10 protein-coding genes are annotated in these 17840 nt (G+C 63.1%); 4 read left to right on the forward strand and 6 right to left on the reverse strand.

Annotation, left to right across the window (positions count from 1 at the left end):
- Positions 1-161: 161 nt before the first annotated feature.
- Together NCR98_RS17690 and NCR98_RS17695 are read right to left on the reverse strand one after the other, a co-directional pair.
- Positions 162-1391 carry a sensor histidine kinase gene (locus tag NCR98_RS17690; protein WP_250493536.1) on the reverse strand — a complete coding sequence of 410 codons (1230 nt, stop codon included), beginning with the start codon at positions 1389-1391 and terminating at the stop codon, positions 162-164.
- Between the two features lie 239 nt (positions 1392-1630).
- A complete protein-coding gene (locus NCR98_RS17695; RefSeq protein ID WP_250526817.1) occupies positions 1631-2566 on the reverse strand; it encodes a LysR family transcriptional regulator in 936 nt (311 codons plus the stop codon).
- 165 nt (positions 2567-2731) lie between these two features.
- Between NCR98_RS17695 and NCR98_RS17700 the strand changes: the two genes are divergently transcribed.
- The 3 genes from NCR98_RS17700 to NCR98_RS17710 all read left to right on the forward strand — a co-directional run bounded on the left by NCR98_RS17700 (position 2732) and on the right by NCR98_RS17710 (position 8867).
- Positions 2732-4315, forward strand: a complete 1584-nt coding sequence (locus NCR98_RS17700) for an aldehyde dehydrogenase (NADP(+)) (protein ID WP_250526818.1) — start codon at positions 2732-2734, stop codon at positions 4313-4315.
- 727 nt (positions 4316-5042) lie between these two features.
- Complete coding sequence (locus NCR98_RS17705; RefSeq protein WP_250526819.1) at positions 5043-7187, forward strand: zinc ribbon domain-containing protein; 2145 nt, start codon at positions 5043-5045, stop codon at positions 7185-7187.
- A gap of 537 nt (positions 7188-7724) precedes the next feature.
- A complete protein-coding gene (locus NCR98_RS17710) occupies positions 7725-8867 on the forward strand; it encodes a TAXI family TRAP transporter solute-binding subunit (protein WP_250526820.1) in 1143 nt (380 codons plus the stop codon).
- 62 nt (positions 8868-8929) lie between these two features.
- On the opposite strand, the gene pdxR is transcribed toward NCR98_RS17710, so the two are convergent.
- From pdxR to NCR98_RS17725, 3 genes are all read right to left on the reverse strand, one after another.
- Positions 8930-10381 carry a MocR-like pyridoxine biosynthesis transcription factor PdxR gene (gene pdxR, locus NCR98_RS17715; protein ID WP_250526821.1) on the reverse strand — a complete coding sequence of 484 codons (1452 nt, stop codon included), beginning with the start codon at positions 10379-10381 and terminating at the stop codon, positions 8930-8932.
- A 77-nt stretch (positions 10382-10458) separates the two neighbouring features.
- On the reverse strand, positions 10459-10722 hold the full coding sequence (locus tag NCR98_RS17720) for a helix-turn-helix domain-containing protein (RefSeq protein WP_244829417.1): 264 nt from the start codon (positions 10720-10722) through the stop codon (positions 10459-10461).
- On the reverse strand, positions 10723-12180 hold the full coding sequence (locus NCR98_RS17725) for an aminotransferase-like domain-containing protein (protein ID WP_250526822.1): 1458 nt from the start codon (positions 12178-12180) through the stop codon (positions 10723-10725).
- Between the two features lie 142 nt (positions 12181-12322).
- Between NCR98_RS17725 and NCR98_RS17730 the strand changes: the two genes are divergently transcribed.
- Entirely contained in the window at positions 12323-14644 is a 2322-nt protein-coding gene (locus tag NCR98_RS17730; RefSeq protein ID WP_250526823.1) for an FdhF/YdeP family oxidoreductase, read from the forward strand.
- Between the two features lie 455 nt (positions 14645-15099).
- Here the strand turns inward: NCR98_RS17730 and NCR98_RS17735 are convergent, their stop codons facing one another.
- A complete protein-coding gene (locus NCR98_RS17735) occupies positions 15100-17835 on the reverse strand; it encodes an MGH1-like glycoside hydrolase domain-containing protein (protein WP_250526824.1) in 2736 nt (911 codons plus the stop codon).
- Positions 17836-17840 lie beyond the last annotated feature (5 nt).

Below are 17840 nucleotides of genomic sequence, written 5' to 3' on the forward strand. Positions count from 1 at the left end.
TTTGTATTGCGCTTGCGGTGGAATTGGCGCTTGAAGCGCGCGTCAATTCGGCTCGCTTTTCCAGCGCGCTGCCGAAATAGACGGCTGTGGCAATGAGTGGGCGAAGTTGGCGATGACGCTGATGAGCAAAACCCGCTCACGCCGAAAACACCGCCCCACCCTCAGCTTGCCGACTTCGCTTTCGGCTCGAGCACCAGCGGAAAGATCACTTCGAACACGCTTCCATGTCCTTTCACCGACTGGAAACGCAACTCGCCCTCGAGCGCACGCGACAGTTCCTTCACGATGGCAAGCCCAAGCCCCGTTCCGGGAATATCGTCCTCGGCCGCGCGCTCGAATTCCTCGAACACGCGCTCCTGATCCGCCGTACCGATGCCCGAACCTGTGTCCGTCACGCGCAAGCGCCAGCGGTCGTCCGCCACGGCGTCGATCGTCAACACGATTTCGCCCGCCGACGTGTATTTAATCGCGTTCGAGAGCAAGTTGATCGCGACCTGCTTCACCTTCAGCCGGTTCGATGTCACCGTGCCGAGCGTCGGTTCCAGATGCCCGACGAGCTTCAGGCCCTTTGCTTCGGTGCCGACGCGGTTCAACTGCATTAGTTCGTCGAAGAGACCGACGAGATCGAACGCTTCGACTGTCAACAGCGAATCGTCGCCGAGGACCTTCGAATATTCGACCATTTCATCGACTAGACTCGCCATGTCGGACACTTGCCGGTTGGCGAGCCCAAGCGCCGTCTCGCGTTTCGCGGGCGAGCGGCCAAGCAGTTGCAGCGCCGTCGAGAATACGTTGAGGAAATTGCGCAGATCGTGCGCGACGCGGCGCGTCACCTGCATGCGCGTTTCGTAAAGTTCGCTGATCAGCTTCTGACGCAGCGTGAGCTCGTAATTCGCGCGCTCCAGCATGCCGGTGTATTCGTCGATCTTGCGATCGCGCTCGCCCACCGCTTCACGAATCGAGGCCAGCGTGACGAAGCTCACCACTTCATCGGTCATGAGCCGCGCGTGTTCTTCGTCCGTGCGCGAGAGATCCGTGCGCGCGGCGGCGTAATCGCCAATCGCCTGAAGCAAAATCTGGCGGAACAGGTCGAGCTCGCGCACCAGTTCGTCGATGCGATACCCTTGCTGCCAACGCCATTGCCCGTGCTGCCGCGCGTTTTGTTCGATGACGCCTTCCTGATCGCGCAAATTACGCGATTCGAGCACGACGCAGATTTCCTCGAAGACTTCCGGCAAGTGGTCCGCCAGTTGCCGGTACGTGAGCTGATCCGAGTGTTCGACTTCCTGATCCCCGAACACGAGCTTCATCCATTTTTCAGTCAGCGCGGTCCGCTGCTCGCGCAACGAAGCCACGAGACCGTCCAAGCCGTTGGCTGCCGTTTCGGCCATCTGCGATTCCTCGATTGCAACGCCCAGTTGCCGCTCGTGCGGCGCGTGGTGCTCGTATGGAAGTGCTGGTAAGGAAGTGCTGGGGTGAAACCGCCGTGGAGCGCGAAGCTCGAAGGCCGCGATGCCACGCCAGTATAGGCCCAGCTTCAGGCAAAAAGTTCGAGTACCCGACTATCGTAAACGGGCAAAATTGCTAACGCATTCGCTAATTGACAAGGTGGACGGGCGCGACGCACGCCTCAATGCGGGCGACCTTTTTCACGCAGCATCTGCACGAACTGGCGCGCGGCCGGCGACAGCGCGCCTCCCTTTCTCGTCACGATGCCATACGTCTGCGACTTCGATTTCATGCGGATCGGCAAGATGCGCAACATGCCGTAGCGCTCGAAAAGTTTCGCGACGCTCGACGGCAATATCGCCACCATATCCGCGCTCTGCTGCAAAAGCGTGACCGTTACGAGCGGCGACGCGGTGGAGATGGGGTTCGCCGGCATCGGCAAGCCGGCAAGGTCGAGTTCGCGTTCGAGCAGCGCGCTCATCGGCAGATAACTCGGGTATGTCACCCAGCGATGACCCGCCAGTTCCGCGAGCCCGACTTCGCGTCCCGCCGCGCGCGGATGGTCCTGTCCCACGACAATGGCAAGCGGTTCGTCGGCGAGCGGCTGATAGTGGTACTTTGTCGGCTGGTCCGACACGCTTGCGCGGCCGATCACGAGATCGACATGGCCGTCGTCCAGCATGCCGAGCATGCGCGCGCTGGTGTCCTCGACAATTTCGATGGCAAGGTCCGGATGCTTCGCGTGCATCTCGCCGACGATCGGCGCGACCACGCCCGGCACCGCGCCCATGATCGTGCCGACCGTCAGCCGCCCGCCCGTGCCCGCGCGTATCTGCGCGACTTCCTGGCAGAGCGCGCTCAGATCGGCAGCCAACAGTCGCGCATAGCGCACCACGGCGCGGCCGAACGGGTTGGGAATCACCCCGCTCTTGGCGCGCTCGAACAAGGGCGCTTCCAGCATCGATTCGAGTTCGGCGAGCGCCTTGGAAGCGGCGGACTGAGTCATCGCCATGGCGCTCGATGCTTTATGCAACGATTTATGGTCGTCGAGCGCGATCAGCAACTGCAATTGCTTCATGCGCAGCCGCGACATCAAGACATCCAGGGTGTTTTTCATGCGACAAACGATGCGGAAGAAAAAGGCGGGGTGATTCCAGAAAGCGATCACTCGATGGAAAGGATTCACTATACAGCGGCGCCTCTCGCGCCGTATAGTCGGCGCAGCGCGACGCTCGCATCCGCCGCAGTCGCTACGACTCACTCAAGTCAAGGACGAGACACCATGCAACTTACAGGCAATCTGCTCATCGGCCAGCAATCCATTTTCGGCAGCAACGGCTCGATCAAGGCCGTCAACGCGTCCACGGGCGCGGCCATCGAACCGGCATTCGGAGGCGCCACGCTCGCCGATCTCGACCGCGCAGCCGCCCTCGCCTGGGCCGCGTTCGACGTATATCGCGAAACCGCGCCCGAAGCGCGCGCGAAATTCCTCGAAACCATCGCGCAAAATATCCTCGACATCGGCGACGATCTGGTCGAGCGCTGCATCATCGAAAGCGGATTGCCGCGCGGACGGATCGAGGGCGAACGCGGCCGCACGGTCGGTCAACTGCGTATGTTCGCGGAAGTGGTGCGTAACGGCGACTATCTCGGCGTGCGCATCGACCCGGCGCAACCCGAACGCAAGCCGCTGCCGCGCGTGGATCTGCGTCTGCGTCACATCGGCGTCGGCCCGGTCGCCGTGTTCGGCGCGAGCAACTTCCCGCTGGCGTTCTCGGTCGCGGGCGGCGATACAGCTTCCGCGCTCGCCGCCGGCTGCCCGGTGATCGTCAAGGCGCACTCGGCGCATCCAGGCACGGCGGAGCTCGTCGGCCGCGCGGTGCAAAAGGCCGTGAAGGACTGCGGCATGCCCGAAGGCACGTTCTCGCTGCTGTTCGACAGCGGTCGTGACATCGGCCAGGGCCTCGTCAAGGACAACCGCATCAAGGCAGCAGGCTTCACGGGCTCGCGCGGAGGCGGCACGGCGCTGATGAAGCTCGCCGCCGAGCGTAAGGAACCCATTCCCGTCTATGCGGAAATGAGCAGCATCAACCCGGTCGTGTTGTTCCCGGCCGCGCTCAAGAACCGTGGCGAAGCCATCGCGAAGGCATTCGTGCAATCGCTCGTGCTCGGCGCGGGCCAGTTCTGCACGAACCCCGGCCTGATCCTCGCCGTCGATAGTCCTGACCTGGACAAGTTCATCGCGGCGGCATCGGCGGCGCTGACGGAGACGGCTGCGCAGACCATGCTCACGCCGGGCATCCACAAGGCGTACGAAGGCGCGATCGACAAGGCTTCGAGCCAGGCGGACGTGAAGACGCTCGCGCGCGGCGTCGAAGCGAAGAGCGACAATCAAGGCCAGTCGGCGCTGTTCTCGACCACGGCTGCGAACTTCCTCAAGAACCACGCGCTGCAGGAAGAGATTTTCGGCGCGTCGTCGCTGGTGGTGCGCTGCCCGGATCAGAAGACGATGCTGGAACTGATCGAATCGCTCGAAGGCCAGTTGACGTCGGCGCTGCATATCGACGAAGCCGATTACGCCGAAGCGCGCGACTTCCTCCCGGCGCTCGAACGCCGCACGGGCCGCATTCTGGTGAACGGTTTTGGCACGGGCGTCGAAGTGGGCCACGCGATGGTTCACGGCGGCCCGTATCCGTCCACGGCGGATGGCCGTTCGACCTCGGTCGGCAGCCTCGCGATCAACCGCTTCCTGCGTCCGGTGAGCTATCAGGACCTGCCGGATGCGCTTCTGCCCGACGCGCTGAAGACCGAGAATCCGCTGGGTCTGAATCGCCGTATCGACGGCAAGTTGCAACTGGCTGAATAAGCCGGTCGCATAAGCTGCAAATCGAGGCCGCGGCGCTGAACTTCCGGGTTCGCGTCGCGGCCTTCCGCTTATCGCGAATTGCTTCGGATGGCTAAATTGTCCGCACTTTCGCTCACGCACGGCGCAAACGTTCGCGCCGGCGCGCGAGGCAGTTCGTATCCGCCATGCAACGTGCGAACGGGTTTCATTTCGCGCCCTAACCGCTTTTGCATCAGTGGGTTATCGCGCGGTCGTTCGCCCTTGTCGGTTATTGGCTAAGGATTGGCGTCACGAAACCGCCGCCGCGCGCCCAGAATGTCAAAAACATTGTGAGAGAGCGATGCGTGGCGCTTGGCCGCGAAGCCCTGAAACGGCGACGCGGGCGCACCAGTCCCGGCCGCGTTTTCGTATCGACACGAGGGCCAGCGCCATCAAAAGGCGCGGTTACGAGGCGCGCTGGGAGCACGGAGTTTCGCGTGCCGCCGGCGCGATGATGTAGTCGCTTAAATTCAGGCGGCCCGAGGTAGGTGCGAAACGCGATTGACGTCCGAACTCGCTTCAACGATATTCGGACTTTCGTTTTTCGGACGCACGCAGTCGATGTTCATTCGACATACATTCGCGCACGACAAACGATACGAAGGATTGTTGCCGCAGGACTTCGCGCGCGCGATTGCGGGCGGTCCGAAGCCAGTATAGGCACTCAAGCGGCCACGTTATCGCACATGTCCTTCGAGGGCTTAAAAGCATGACCACGCGTCTGACGTTTCCTGCATCCATGTCCTCCGTCGTCTGCCAGCGTTGCGGCAGCACGATGCGCAAAAACGCCGACAGTTGTCCAAACTGCGGCGCGGATCGTAACGCCGCGTCCGCTCAACCGCGCCAGGCCGCCGCACCGCAAGAACGGCCGCGCGTCAACATGTTCGAGCAGACGCTTTCCAAACCGCTTCCGTCGATGTCGAGCTCGGCAACGGCTTCCGCCGCCGCATCGGCTGGCGCCGGCGCCTCCGCTTCCGGCGCGCTGCCGGAGGAGCCCGCAACCGAACGCGGCTGGCCCGCGGGTTGGGACCCGAAACGCGCGAGCGAACGTATCGCGCAAAAGGCGGCGGAGCATCGGGCGAAGCGCCTGGAGGAATCCGCGCGCAGCGCTTATGCGAACACCGGCCGCGACCCCGACGCGCTGCCCGGCTCCGAGTCCTGGTCGAAGCGCAAGACGGTCATCGCGGGCGTTTGTTCGGTCGTGCTCGCGCTCGGCGCGGCCGCTTATCTGCAATACGGCGATTCGAACGATGACGACGCCTCGCCGTCCGCCGATCACAGTGTCTCCGGCGCGATCGATTCCAGATTCAGCTCGCTCGTGCCGGGTACCGCGCCGAACGTGAACCCCAATGTGGCGACAGGCGCGGGCAATGCCTCGGCCGATGCCCGCGCGTCCGTTTCCGGCGATACGCTGCGCAGCGTGCGCCTTGCGCTGGATCAGCACGACCTGACGCTGGCGCGCGCGCGCCTCAATACCGTTCCCGCGTCATTGCAGACGCGCCCCGACTACGATTCGATGAAAGACGAACTCGCGAAGCGCGAGTTGCAACGCGACGCCGCGCTGCAATTGGCGCGGGCCTGCGAGCGGACTTCGGCATGGTCGTGTGTGCAGCAGAACGCGGGCGAAGCGCTCGCTATCGATGGCGGCAACGGCGAGTCGCAAGCGATGCTAGAACGCGTCATCTCGCACGCGGGCTGGATGGTCGCGACGCCTGCGGGCGCGAAGAAGCCGCTGCCATCGGCGGTGACGGCTGCTGCCCCGGCGCCCGCCGCACCTGCCAGCGTGGTTGCCGCCAACGTCGGCAAGCCTGCGACCACTGCGAACGTGGAAGTTGCGACGCCGCCAGTCAAGACCGTGACCATCGCGCCGAAGACCGTGGTTGAGCGGCACGCCGCGCAGCGCGGAACGGCAGCGGCGGCACGGCGGGATGCCATCGACGAAGCGCGGGATGCATCGACTGATTCGCGCGCGGAGAAGATCGCGCGGGCTCAGGCGGCTACGAATGCCATTACCGCGGCGACGGTTGGGCCTGCTGCTACGGCTAATGTTGCCCCGGCCAATGCGCCTGCGACTTCGGCCGTTGAATTGCCTGCCGCGAAGATGTTCGCACCGTCCGCTGCGACGGCGACGGTGGCACCGGCGACTTCCGGCAATGCCTTGCCTGCCGCAAGGACAACGGCAGCGACGACAGCGCCTGCCGTGCCTTCTTCCACGACGCCCGCGCCTTCCGCTGTTGCAGGCACGGCCGCTCCTTCGGTTGCTGTGCTGACGCCCGCGCCCGTGACGACCACGGCGACGCGCACGGCGCCAGCCACCGCTGCGCCGCCTCCCGCGACGAGTCGCACCGCGCCCGCCGCCGTGGCAGCCAACACGCGGCCCGCGCCTCAAACCGGCGCGACGCGCAACACCGCGTCGACCGGCCTGTACGATGCCTCTTCCGCCAATCACGCCAACGCAAGCGATGAGATGTACGTCGCGCCGCAGAATCGCGGAGCGACCGCGACGGGCGGCGGCGCATCGAATAACGGCATGTACGATGCGACGTCCAATCGCGGCAGCACGTCCAACGGGATGTATGTCGCGCCGTCGGCGTCGGGTGCCGCACCGCATGCATCGACATCATCGACGGCGACTGGCGCGACGCCTGTCGCCGTGCGCAATACCACGCCGCAAGCTCAACTCGCCGCCGCGCCCGCGATCAGCCCGCCCGCAGCAAGCCCGCGCGCTGCCGCGTCGTTTGGCGCATCGAACGTATCGGCGCATATGGACGCGGACAAGACCGAAGAACTGGAACGCGCCATCAAGCAATACGGTTGGACGAGCGGCGGCGGGGCTTCGAAGTCGGCGCCGTAAAGATGGGGAGATAGAAACATGGAAGAGCGCATTGAATGAAGATTCGGCGCTCTGTGGGTGAAAGGCAACCACGCAAGCAAGGCGTCTTGCGAAATCGAAGCGGCTCCGAAGAGAGCGCTTCAGAAATAGGAAAGTCTCGGGTAACGACGCGAATCTGAAGAAGCCCGACTCGGGAAACGAAGCACCTTTGAAGGAGCGAGGTCTCGAATATCAAATCGCTTCTAAAGCGGCGATGTCTCGGGAGACGAGACTCGACGGAAGAGACGACGCACATCGGCGGGTGTGCGAGCAAGAAACAAGCATCCAAAGAACGAAGCAAATCAGGAAAAAAGCATTAACGGAGACAAAGCTTTTTTGGCACAGCAACGTGCCCGGAAAGAACCCGGCATCTCGCGAACGGAAAGAGTCGCCAGAACAAACTGCATCGGCTAAAACTAGCCCGCGCGCAGAAACGCATAACCGATTTCGCACGATGCGACGCTCTCGCATCGCGCGTGTTCCACAGCACCCGTCCAACTCAAGAATCGAGGGTCAATCATGTTCTCCACGAAAATCATGCGGAACGCCGCGCGAGGTGCGCTCGCCCTCCTTGCCGTAATCGGTCTCGCAAGCGTCACGGGGACGAGCTTCGCCGCCGACGCCGTGCCCTACAAAATCACTACCGGGCCGGATCGCGGCACGTATATCCAGATCGGTCAGGACCTGTCCAAGTACGTGGCCGACCCCGCCGGCATGGAACTGGAAGTGCTTTCTTCCAAAGGATCGGCGGAAAACGTGCAGCGCATGCGCTATGAACCCGGCGTGAAATTCGCACTCGTTCAGTCGGACGTGTATCAGGCTTACGTCGATATGGCCGCGTCCGGTAACGCCGATGCCGGCAATATCATCAAGCCGCTGCGCCTCATCATGCCGCTTTACGACGAAGAGATTTACTTCGTCGTGCGTTCGGATTCGCCGCTCAAGTACATCCAGGAAATCAAGGACAAGAACATTAGCGTCGGGCTGCTCGGAAGCGGCACGGCGCAGTCGTCGGCGACGCTGTATCGGCTGATGTTCGGCGAACCTATCGCCGATCAGAACGCGCAGCACTATAGCAACGAGGACGCGCTCGCGAAGCTGATCGTGCGCAAGATCGACGTCGCGGTGATCGTCGCGGGACAGCCTGCCAAGCTCTTTCAGGACATGAACCCGGAACTGCTGCAGCAGATCAAGCTGTTGCGTCTGGACCCGGCCGCGCCTGAAACCGCGCGCGCCAAACAAACGTATTTCCCGGCGACGATCCGCACATCGAGCTATCCGAACTGGATTCAGGAGGACACGCCAACGCTCACCGTCAAGGCGTTCCTCGTGACGTATGACTATGGTCTGCGCGGCACCGTCGGCGCGATGTCGAAATTCGCCGATTCGCTCTGCACGAACTTCGATACGCTGCAGGCGAGCGGGCATCCGAAGTGGAAACAGGTGCATCTCGAACTGCCGCCGCTGACGAAGGGCTGGAAATACTATCCGCCGGTTGAAAAGCATTTGCGGTCGTGCATCGCCAAGCGCGCGGCGCTCGCGCAGCAATCGCAAGGCGGCGCGCAGACCGTATCGGCGCGTTCGACGGATAGCGCCGCGCCAAAAATGAAGAAAGCAAGTTGCACCGCGCAGGAGAAGGTGTTGTTGCTGTGCGATCAATGACGTGAACGCACGCGCTGTTGTCTGCATGACGACAGCGCGTCGCGCGATACGCAAACAAGCGCCTACGCCCCCATCGCCGCCATAACCCCCGCCAGCCGCTTCAACCCACGCTCGATAGCCGGGACGCTCGTCCCGCCATATCCAAGCAACACGCCTTGCAAGAGCGGCTTGCCCGCATAAAACGGCGCGATGCCGTACAACCCCACTTGCGCCTCGCGCGCCGCCGCGACCACGCGCGCTTCCTGCCACGGCTCTAAAAGCCGCGCGACCAGATGGATGCCGGCCGTCGATGGCATCGGCTCGAACCAGTGCGCGAGAGCGCCCGTCAGATGCGCGATCAACGCGGCACGGCGTTGCGCATACGCCTTGTGCATGCGGCGCAAATGTTTCGCATATTCGCCATCCAGCATGAAGGCGCCGAGCGCTGTCTGCGTGAGCATGCAGCCGTGCAGATCGCAAACTTGCCGCGCGTTCCAGAGCGGCTCGGAAAGCGTCGCGGGCGGCACCACGTAGCCAATCCGCAAATCCGGAAAAAGCGTCTTCGAGAACGTGCCGACATACGCGACCAACCCTGCATGATCCAGGCTCTTCAGCGACTCGACCGGCCGCCCTTCGAAGCGAAACTCGCCGTCGTAGTCATCCTCGACGATCACCGCGCCGCGTTTGGCCGCCCATTCGAGCAGTTCGATCCGGCGCGCGAGACTCATCGGCATGCCGAGCGGAAACTGATTCGACGGCGTCACGTAGACGAGCCGTGTATTGCGCGGCAACTTGTCCACGACGATCCCGTGCTCATCGACGGGAACGTGCGCAATGCGCGCGTGCAGCGCCGAGAAGATGGCGCGCGCAGGCGGATAACCCGGCTCTTCCATCGCGACGACATCGCCCGGCTGGACCACCACGCGCGCGAGCAGATCGAGCGCCTGCTGCGCGCCTTGCGTCACGAGAACGTCCTGCCAGTTGCACACCACCGCGCGGCTGAACGCCAGATAGCGCGCAATGCCGAGCCGTAGCTCCTGCTCGCCGGCCGGATCGCGATACGACGCCACGCCGCCGCCCGTGCGCGCCTGCGTGCGCAGCGCCTGGTTGACGCAGCGGCGCCAGGCATCGAAGGGGAAAAGCGTCTTGTCGGTCACGCCGCCCTTGAAATCGCAGTCGAGCGTGATGTCGGCGGGCGGCATGGGCATCGACATGCGTTCGGGCATCTTGCGCCAGATGCCGGTGGCGCGGGCGCGCGCCGAGGTCGGCTCGGCGCGGGCGGCGGGTAGACGCCTAAAGCCATCGGCGACGAAGGTGCCATCGCCGGCGCGAGTGCGAAGAAAACCTTCGGCGATCAGGCGATCGAATACATCGAGCGTCGTCTTGCGAGACACGCCGAGCTGCGCGGCGAGATCGCGCGTGGACGGCAGGCGCGCATGAGCGGCAAGCCGCCCTTCGATGATGCCCGCGCGCAACTGGCCGTAGATCTGGCCCGTGAGGTCGTGACGGCCGTGCAGGGTGATGTGGATGTCCAAGGTGAAGCACCGATTGAGCGTGGCTACCTAGGATGAACGGATTTCGATGCTTTGACAAGACCAGCGCCGCGTTCGCCTCACCCTTCCGCCCCAAACACGGCCGCACACAACGTCACCCCTTCGGCGCTCAACCACGCACTTCCCGCGCCCTCTTCCGTGATCGTCATCTCGATCAGCCCCGCATCCGCGAGCCCGGTAAGCTGCCGCCGCAACGCGCTCATCGGCAAATCGGACTGCTTCGCCAACTTCGCAAGCGACCACGGTTTCTCCGGGCTCTCCCGACGCGCGCGCCAGAGTTGCGCCAGAACGGCGACGAGTATGGGATCGATGTCATCGCTCATCTATGTCTCCTTCTCTATGTCGTCTCCTGCCGCGCGCCGATCGATTTCGCCGACGAGTTCGCCCAAACGCTGCAACGCCGCCTCGCTCTGCGCGGTCCACGGATAGCTGTAGTTCAAGCGAATGAAGTGGCTGAAGGCATTGCGCGTCGAGAACATATAGCCCGGCCCGACCGTAATACCGCATTCGAGCGCCGCGCGATAAAGCTGCATCGAATCGACGCGCTCCGGCAATTCGACCCAAAGCACATAACCGCCCTGTGGCGCGGACGTGCGCGTGCCCGCCGGAAAGAAGCGCTCGACCATCGCACGCATGATGCGCGCCTGTTGCTGATAGAGCTTGCGCACGCCGCGCAGATGCCGGTCGTAACCGTCCTGACGAAGATAATCGGCGACGGCGACTTGCGGCACCGAAGGCGTGGTCAGCGTGTTGAGGAACTTGAGCTTCTCGACTTGCGCGCGAAAACGTCCCGGCATCGCCCAGCCGATTCGATACGACGCCGTGAGACTCTTCGAAAACGACGCGCAGTGAAGCACGAGCCCCTTGGTATCGAAACTTTTGAGTGTCGTAGGCCGCGCATCGCCGAAATAGAGCTCGTGATACACGTCGTTTTCGATCACCGGTATCTCGTGCTCGCTCAGCAATTCGACGAGTTGTCGCTTGCGCGCATCCGGCATCAGAAAGCCGAGCGGGTTCTGAAAATTCGGCATCACCATGCAAGCAGCAATCTTTCTTTTGCCGATGATCTGCGCCAGCGCCTCGATGTCGATGCCATCGACGGCATGCGTCGGCACCTCGATCGCGCGCATGCCGAGCCGCTCGATGGCGTGCAGCATCGCGTAATACGTTGGCGACTCGACGGCCACGGTATCGCCCGGCTTCGCGACCGCCTGCAAACTCAGATTGATCGCTTCCGTTGCGCCGACCGTAATCACGATTTCGGCCGGGTCCACGCTCACGCCGTTCTCCGCGTAGCGCCGCGCGATCTGGCGGATGAGCTCGGGGTTGCCGGGCGGCAGATCGTCGATGAGATTCCAGCTCGTGTGCCGCCGCGCGATGGCGTTCGCGTACTGGTTGATGCGCCGCCAGGGGAACGGCTCGGGATCGGGATACGGCGAGCCGAACGGCACGGCGTCGTGCGCGCGGATGCTGCGCAGCGTGGCGAGCACGAGCCGGCTTACGTCTACTTCGGAAGCCACCGCCACGGGACGCGCGCGGCGCTTCGTCTCGTCACGCGGCGTTTCGGCCTTGGGTCTGGCGCGCACGAAATAGCCGGATTGCGGACGCGTTTCCAGCACGCCGCGGCCTTCGAGCAACGCATAGGCATGCAGCACGGTCTTGATGCTCACGCCATGCTGCTGGCTCGCCTGCCGCACCGACGCAATGCGCTCGCCCGACGCGAACACGCCACGGCGCACGGCGGCTTCGATCTCATCGGCGAGCTTTTCGTAGAGGGTCACAGCGGCGGTCGTGTCGAAACAAGGAGGGCGTTCAGTCTACCAACTGTATCCCTCCTATTTCACGTTTTCTGTGCGCCGCGCGCCATTTGGGAAACAGTAGGATCGACGTATCGAATCGTCCTGTGCGTCGACACGCCACACCATGAAGAAGCCCGAAGCTCGCATCGAACCGTACACGCACCCCGCCGCAGGCTGGGGCGCGCTCAAACAGGTGGCTATCAATCTCGTCAAGGAGAAGGTCGCGGGCGGCAATTACCGGACGCTCTTCAAGCAGAATCAGCCGGATGGCTTCGACTGCCCCGGGTGCGCGTGGCCGGACCGGGCGCATGCATCGACATTCGAATTCTGCGAAAACGGCGTCAAGGCCGTTGCCGCCGAAGCCACGGCGAAGCGCGTCACGCCCGCGTTCTTCGAGGAGCACACGGTGACTTCGCTGATGGCGCAGTCGGACTACGAACTCGAACAGCATGGCCGCCTGACCGACCCGCTTGTCTACGACGCCAAGCGCGACCGTTATGTGCCGATAGAATGGGACGCGGCGTTCGAGTTGATCGCATCGCACATCAACAAGCTGGACCATCCGGACAAGGCCGCGTTCTATACGTCCGGCCGCGCAAGCAACGAAGCCGCTTTCCTTTACCAGCTCTTCGTGCGGATGGTCGGCACGAACAATTTCCCCGACTGCTCGAACATGTGCCACGAGGCAACGAGCCGTGGCCTGCCGCATACCGTGGGCGTCGGCAAGGGCACGGTGACGCTCGACGACTTCGAACACGCCGACACGCTGCTGCTCTTCGGTCAGAATCCGGCGACCAATCATCCGCGCATGCTCGGCGAGTTGCGCGACTGCGCGAAACGCGGCGCGACCATCGTGTCGATCAATCCGCTGAAAGAACGCGGCCTCGAACGGTTCGCGAGCCCGCAGCACACACTCGACATGCTTTCGCCCAAGGGCGTGAAGATCAGCTCCGTATTCATCCGCCCGAAAGTGGGTGGCGACTTCGCGCTCATCAAGGGCGTGGCGAAACGCGTGATCGAACTCGACGATGCCGCGCTCGCCAATGGCCAGGCCCGCGTGCTCGATGTCGATTTCATCGCGCAACACACGGTTGGCTTCGACAGCTTCGCCGCCGACTTGCGCGCCGAGAACTGGGAGATGATCGTCGCGGAATCGGGCGTGGCCATCGACGAAATCTTGAAGCTCGCCGATATCTACGCGCAAGGCCGCGCCGTCATCTCGACGTGGGGCATGGGCCTCACGCAGCACAAGAATTCAGTGCCGATCGTGCAGTTGCTGTCCAACCTGATGATGATGCGCGGCAATATCGGCCGGCGCGGCGCGGGGCTTTGCCCGGTGCGCGGCCATTCGAACGTGCAGGGAGATCGTACGGTGGGTATCGAGGAAAAGCCGACGCAGGCGTTTCTCGACAAGCTCGGCGCGGCATACGACTTCGAGCCGCCGCGCGAGCACGGTTACGACGTGGTCGAATCCATTCACGCGATGCTCGAAGGCCGCGTGAAGGTGTTCATCGGGCTGGGTGGCAATTTTTCGATCGCCACGCCCGACACGCCGCGCACCTGGGAAGCAATGCGTTCGTGCGACCTCACCGTGCATATCACGACCAAGCTGAATCGCAGCCATCTCGTGCATGGCCGCGACGCGCTCATTCTGCCGACGCTCGGCCGTACCGAGATCGACATGCAGAACGGCGTGGCGCAAGGCGTGAGCGTGGAAGACTCGATGAGCATGGTCCACATCTCGTATGGCATGAACAAGCCCGCTTCGCCGAATCTGCTTTCCGAGGTGGCGATCGTCGCGCGCATGGCGCATGCGACGCTCGGTTCGGGCAAGGTGGACTGGCTCGCGCACGCGAACGACTACGCGCTGATTCGCGACGGCATAGAAAAAGTGGTCGAGGGCTTCGAGCGCTATAACGAGCGGTTGAAGCAACCCGGCGGCTTTCATTTGGGCGTGGCTTCACGCGAGCGCGTCTGGAAGACGCCGAGCGGCAAGGCGCAGTTCATCGTGCACGCCATTGCCGTCGATACGCCGATTCACCGCGCCCGCGCCCTGCATGGCGCGCGCCTGATGACGCTCATGACCACGCGCTCGCACGATCAGTACAACACGACGATCTACGGACTCGACGACCGCTATCGTGGCGTGTACGGACAGCGGCGTGTGCTCTTTGCGAACCGCGAGGATATCGACATGCTCGGCTTCGAACCGGGCGACCTCGTGGATATCACGAGTGTCTGGGATGACGATGTCGTGCGCCAGGTGGACGGCTTCACCCTCGTTGCGTACGACATTCCTCGTGGATGCCTGGGCGCATACTATCCTGAGACCAACCCGCTAGTGCCGTTGTCGTCCACTGCTGATGGTGCCGGGACGCCGACTTCGAAGTCCATTCCCGTGTTGCTGAGTTCCGCGAACGAAATCCGCCAGAGCGCTGCTGCTTGAGATCGAAGTTGATGCCGCACCGGGCCACCGCGTTGTGACGCGCGCGGGCGCGTGCGTTCAGGCGGCGCTCCAGCGCATCGGGACCCGTGCACCAGCGGTGAATGACGGCGCCGAGCGCGCCCAGAATGCCGACGCCCGCCATCCAGCCGAGCGCGATGCTTTGCAGCGTGGCCGACACATAAGCGCCGCCCAGCATGGCCGCCGCGAACACCACCACGACCATTTTGTAGGGCGGACTGTCCTGATTTTCGGTCCGTTGGCGGGTTGCGGCGCCCCATTCGGTCTGGTAGCCGCTGACAGAATATCCTTGCGTAGTTTGTTTCATTTTTATCTCCAAACCGTCCTCAAGTTTGCGTTTTCGCAAACTTACGCAGATGGAGACGCAAGCGATATACGACTTTTCCTAACTATCAGCCGGATGGCAGAGGTTGACTTTTAGCGACGATGACGGACCGTTACTTGGCGCCGGCAAACTCCTGCACCTCGGCATCGGTTTCGCCGGCGAGCGGCACGACGCCTGACGGTCCCATCGCCAAGGGCTGCAACAGCAACGCGACGAGCCCGCTCCAGCCGGTCTGATGCGATGCGCCCACGCCGCGTCCGTTGTCGCCGTGAAAGTATTCGTGGAACAACACGAGATCGCGCGAACGCGGGTCCGCCTGGAGTTGCGGATACGCCGCCATCACCGGACGTTCGCCGTTCTTGTCGAGCAAGAAGAGCGTGGTCAGACGGCGCGCGAGTTCGTCGGCGATCTGTTTCAGCGAAAACTTTTGTCCCGAGCCGGTCGGATACTCCACGCGAAAATCATCGCCGTAATAGCGATGAAATTCGTGCAGCGACGCAATCAGCAGATAGTTCACCGGCATCCAGATCGGCCCGCGCCAGTTCGAGTTGCCGCCAAACACGCGCGAGTTCGACTCGGCCGGCAGATACTGCACCGAGAAGCTGTCACCGTTGTGATAGAACACGAACGGATTGTCGCGATGCACCCGCGACAGCGCGCGCACGCCGTGGTCGGAGAGAAATTCGCTTTCGTCGAGCATGCGTCTGAGCAGCGCCTTCATGCGATGCCCGCGCAACAGCGACAGCAGCACGCTATTGCCCTGCCCCGCGATATTCCAGCGCGACACGAGCCGCGCGAGATCCGGCCGATGTTCGAGGAACCAGTGCAGCCGGTCGCGCAGTCCCGGCAGCGCCTTGTGCACGTTCGGTTCGAGCACGTGCACGGCGAACATGGGAATGAGCCCGACGATGGACCGCACGCGCATCGGTACATTCGAGCCGTCCGGCAGACGCAGCTTGTCGTAGAAGAACTCGTCCTCGCCGTCCCACAAACCCGTGTCGCAGTCGTCCTCGCAGCTCACGGCTTCCGCGATATACAGGAAGTGCTCGAAGAACTTTACCGCGATATCCACGAACACCTTGTTCGCGTAGGCCAGTTCGAGCGCGATACGCATGAGGTCGAGCGCGTACGCGGCCATCCATGCGGTGCCATCGGCCTGATCGATATGACCGCCTGTCGGCAGCGGCGACGAGCGATCGAAGATGCCGACGTTATCCAGCCCGAGAAAGCCGCCCTGGAAGATGTTGCGGTCGTCGGCGTCCTTGCGGTTGACCCACCACGAGAAGTTGAGCAGCAGCTTGTGGAATACGAGTTCCAGGAAGTCGCGGTCGCCCTTGCCGGTGATCGCGCGGTCGATCTCGTAGACGCGCCACGTCGCCCACGCGTGCACGGGCGGATTGGCGTCGCCGAAAGCCCATTCGTAGGCGGGCAACTGGCCATTCGGATGCTGATAACGGTCCTTCACGAGCAACAGCATCTGGCGTTTGGCGAACTCCGGATCGATCAATGCGAAGGCGGCCGCATGGAACGCGAGATCCCACGACGCGTACCACGGATATTCCCACTTGTCGGGCATCGACACGATGTCCGCGTTGCACAGATGCCGCCACTCCGCATTGCGCCCGCGACGGCGCGATTGCGGCGGCGTAGGTTGCAGCGGATCGCCGTCGAGCCAGCGCGTAACGTCGAATTGGTAATACTGCTTCGACCACAGCATGCCGGCGAGCGCCTGACGCTGCACGAGCCGCTGATCGGCGTCGGTGATGTCGTGCTGCAACGCGCCGTAGAATTCGTCGGCTTCCGCGATACGGCGCGCGAAGAGCGCGTCGGCATCGAGCGGCACGGTGTCGGGCGCGGATTCGGGACGCCAGCGCATGAACACCGTCGCCGTCCCGAATGGAGCGATCTCGAGATGCGCGCGAGCCGTCGCGCGCGTGCCGGTGTCGCGGCGAATCGCGTGTTCGTCCTTTTGGACGATGTAGTCGTTCACGCCATCCTTGAACGGACCCGGACCCTCCATGTTGAAAAGTCGCTTGACGTTGGTCTCGTTTTCGCAGAAGAGCCATTCGACATCGGGCGTATCCGGCGACCATGCCGTGAGTACCATCTGTTCGTGTGCGCCGTGTTCCGCCGCGACATAGGTCACGCCGTTCACCGTCTGAAGTTTCAGCGAGGGTTTATCGGACACCTTCTTCCACGACCACGTATTGCGCGCCCACATTTGCGGCATCACGTCGATGGTAGCGGCGCAGTCCGCGCGATTCTCCACTTTCACGCGCATGACGATATCGTCCGCCGTGTGCTTCGCGTATTCCACCTGCACGTCGAAGTAGCGGCCATCGTCGAACACGCCAGTATCGAGCACTTCGTATTCGGGCTTGTCCGCGCCGCGCCGCGCGTTTTCCTCGATGAGATCGGAATAAGGAAACGCCGCATGCGGATACTTGTAGAGCATGCGCATGTACGAGTGCGTCGGCGTGCCGTCGATGTAAAAGTACAGCTCCTTCACATCCTCGCCATGATTGCCCTGCTCGTTGGTGAGCCCGAAAAGCCGTTCCTTGATGATCGGATCGGCGCCGTTCCACAAGGCGAGCGAGACGCACCAGTTGAGCTTGTCGTCGCCGAATCCGGCGATGCCGTCCTCGCCCCAGCGATACGCCCGGCTGCGCGCGTGATCGTGCGGAAAGTAATCCCACGCGGTGCCGTTATCGCTGTAATCCTCGCGCACCGTGCCCCATTGCCGTTCGCTCAGATACGGTCCCCAGCGTTGCCAGCGCGGGCAATCGCTCGAATGCAGACGCGAGCCTTCGACGGTGTCGATCTGATTGACGGCGCGCGATTTCGGCATGGATA

Source organism: Caballeronia sp. GAWG2-1, assembly GCF_023631405.1.
Taxonomy (GTDB): Bacteria; Pseudomonadota; Gammaproteobacteria; order Burkholderiales; family Burkholderiaceae; genus Caballeronia.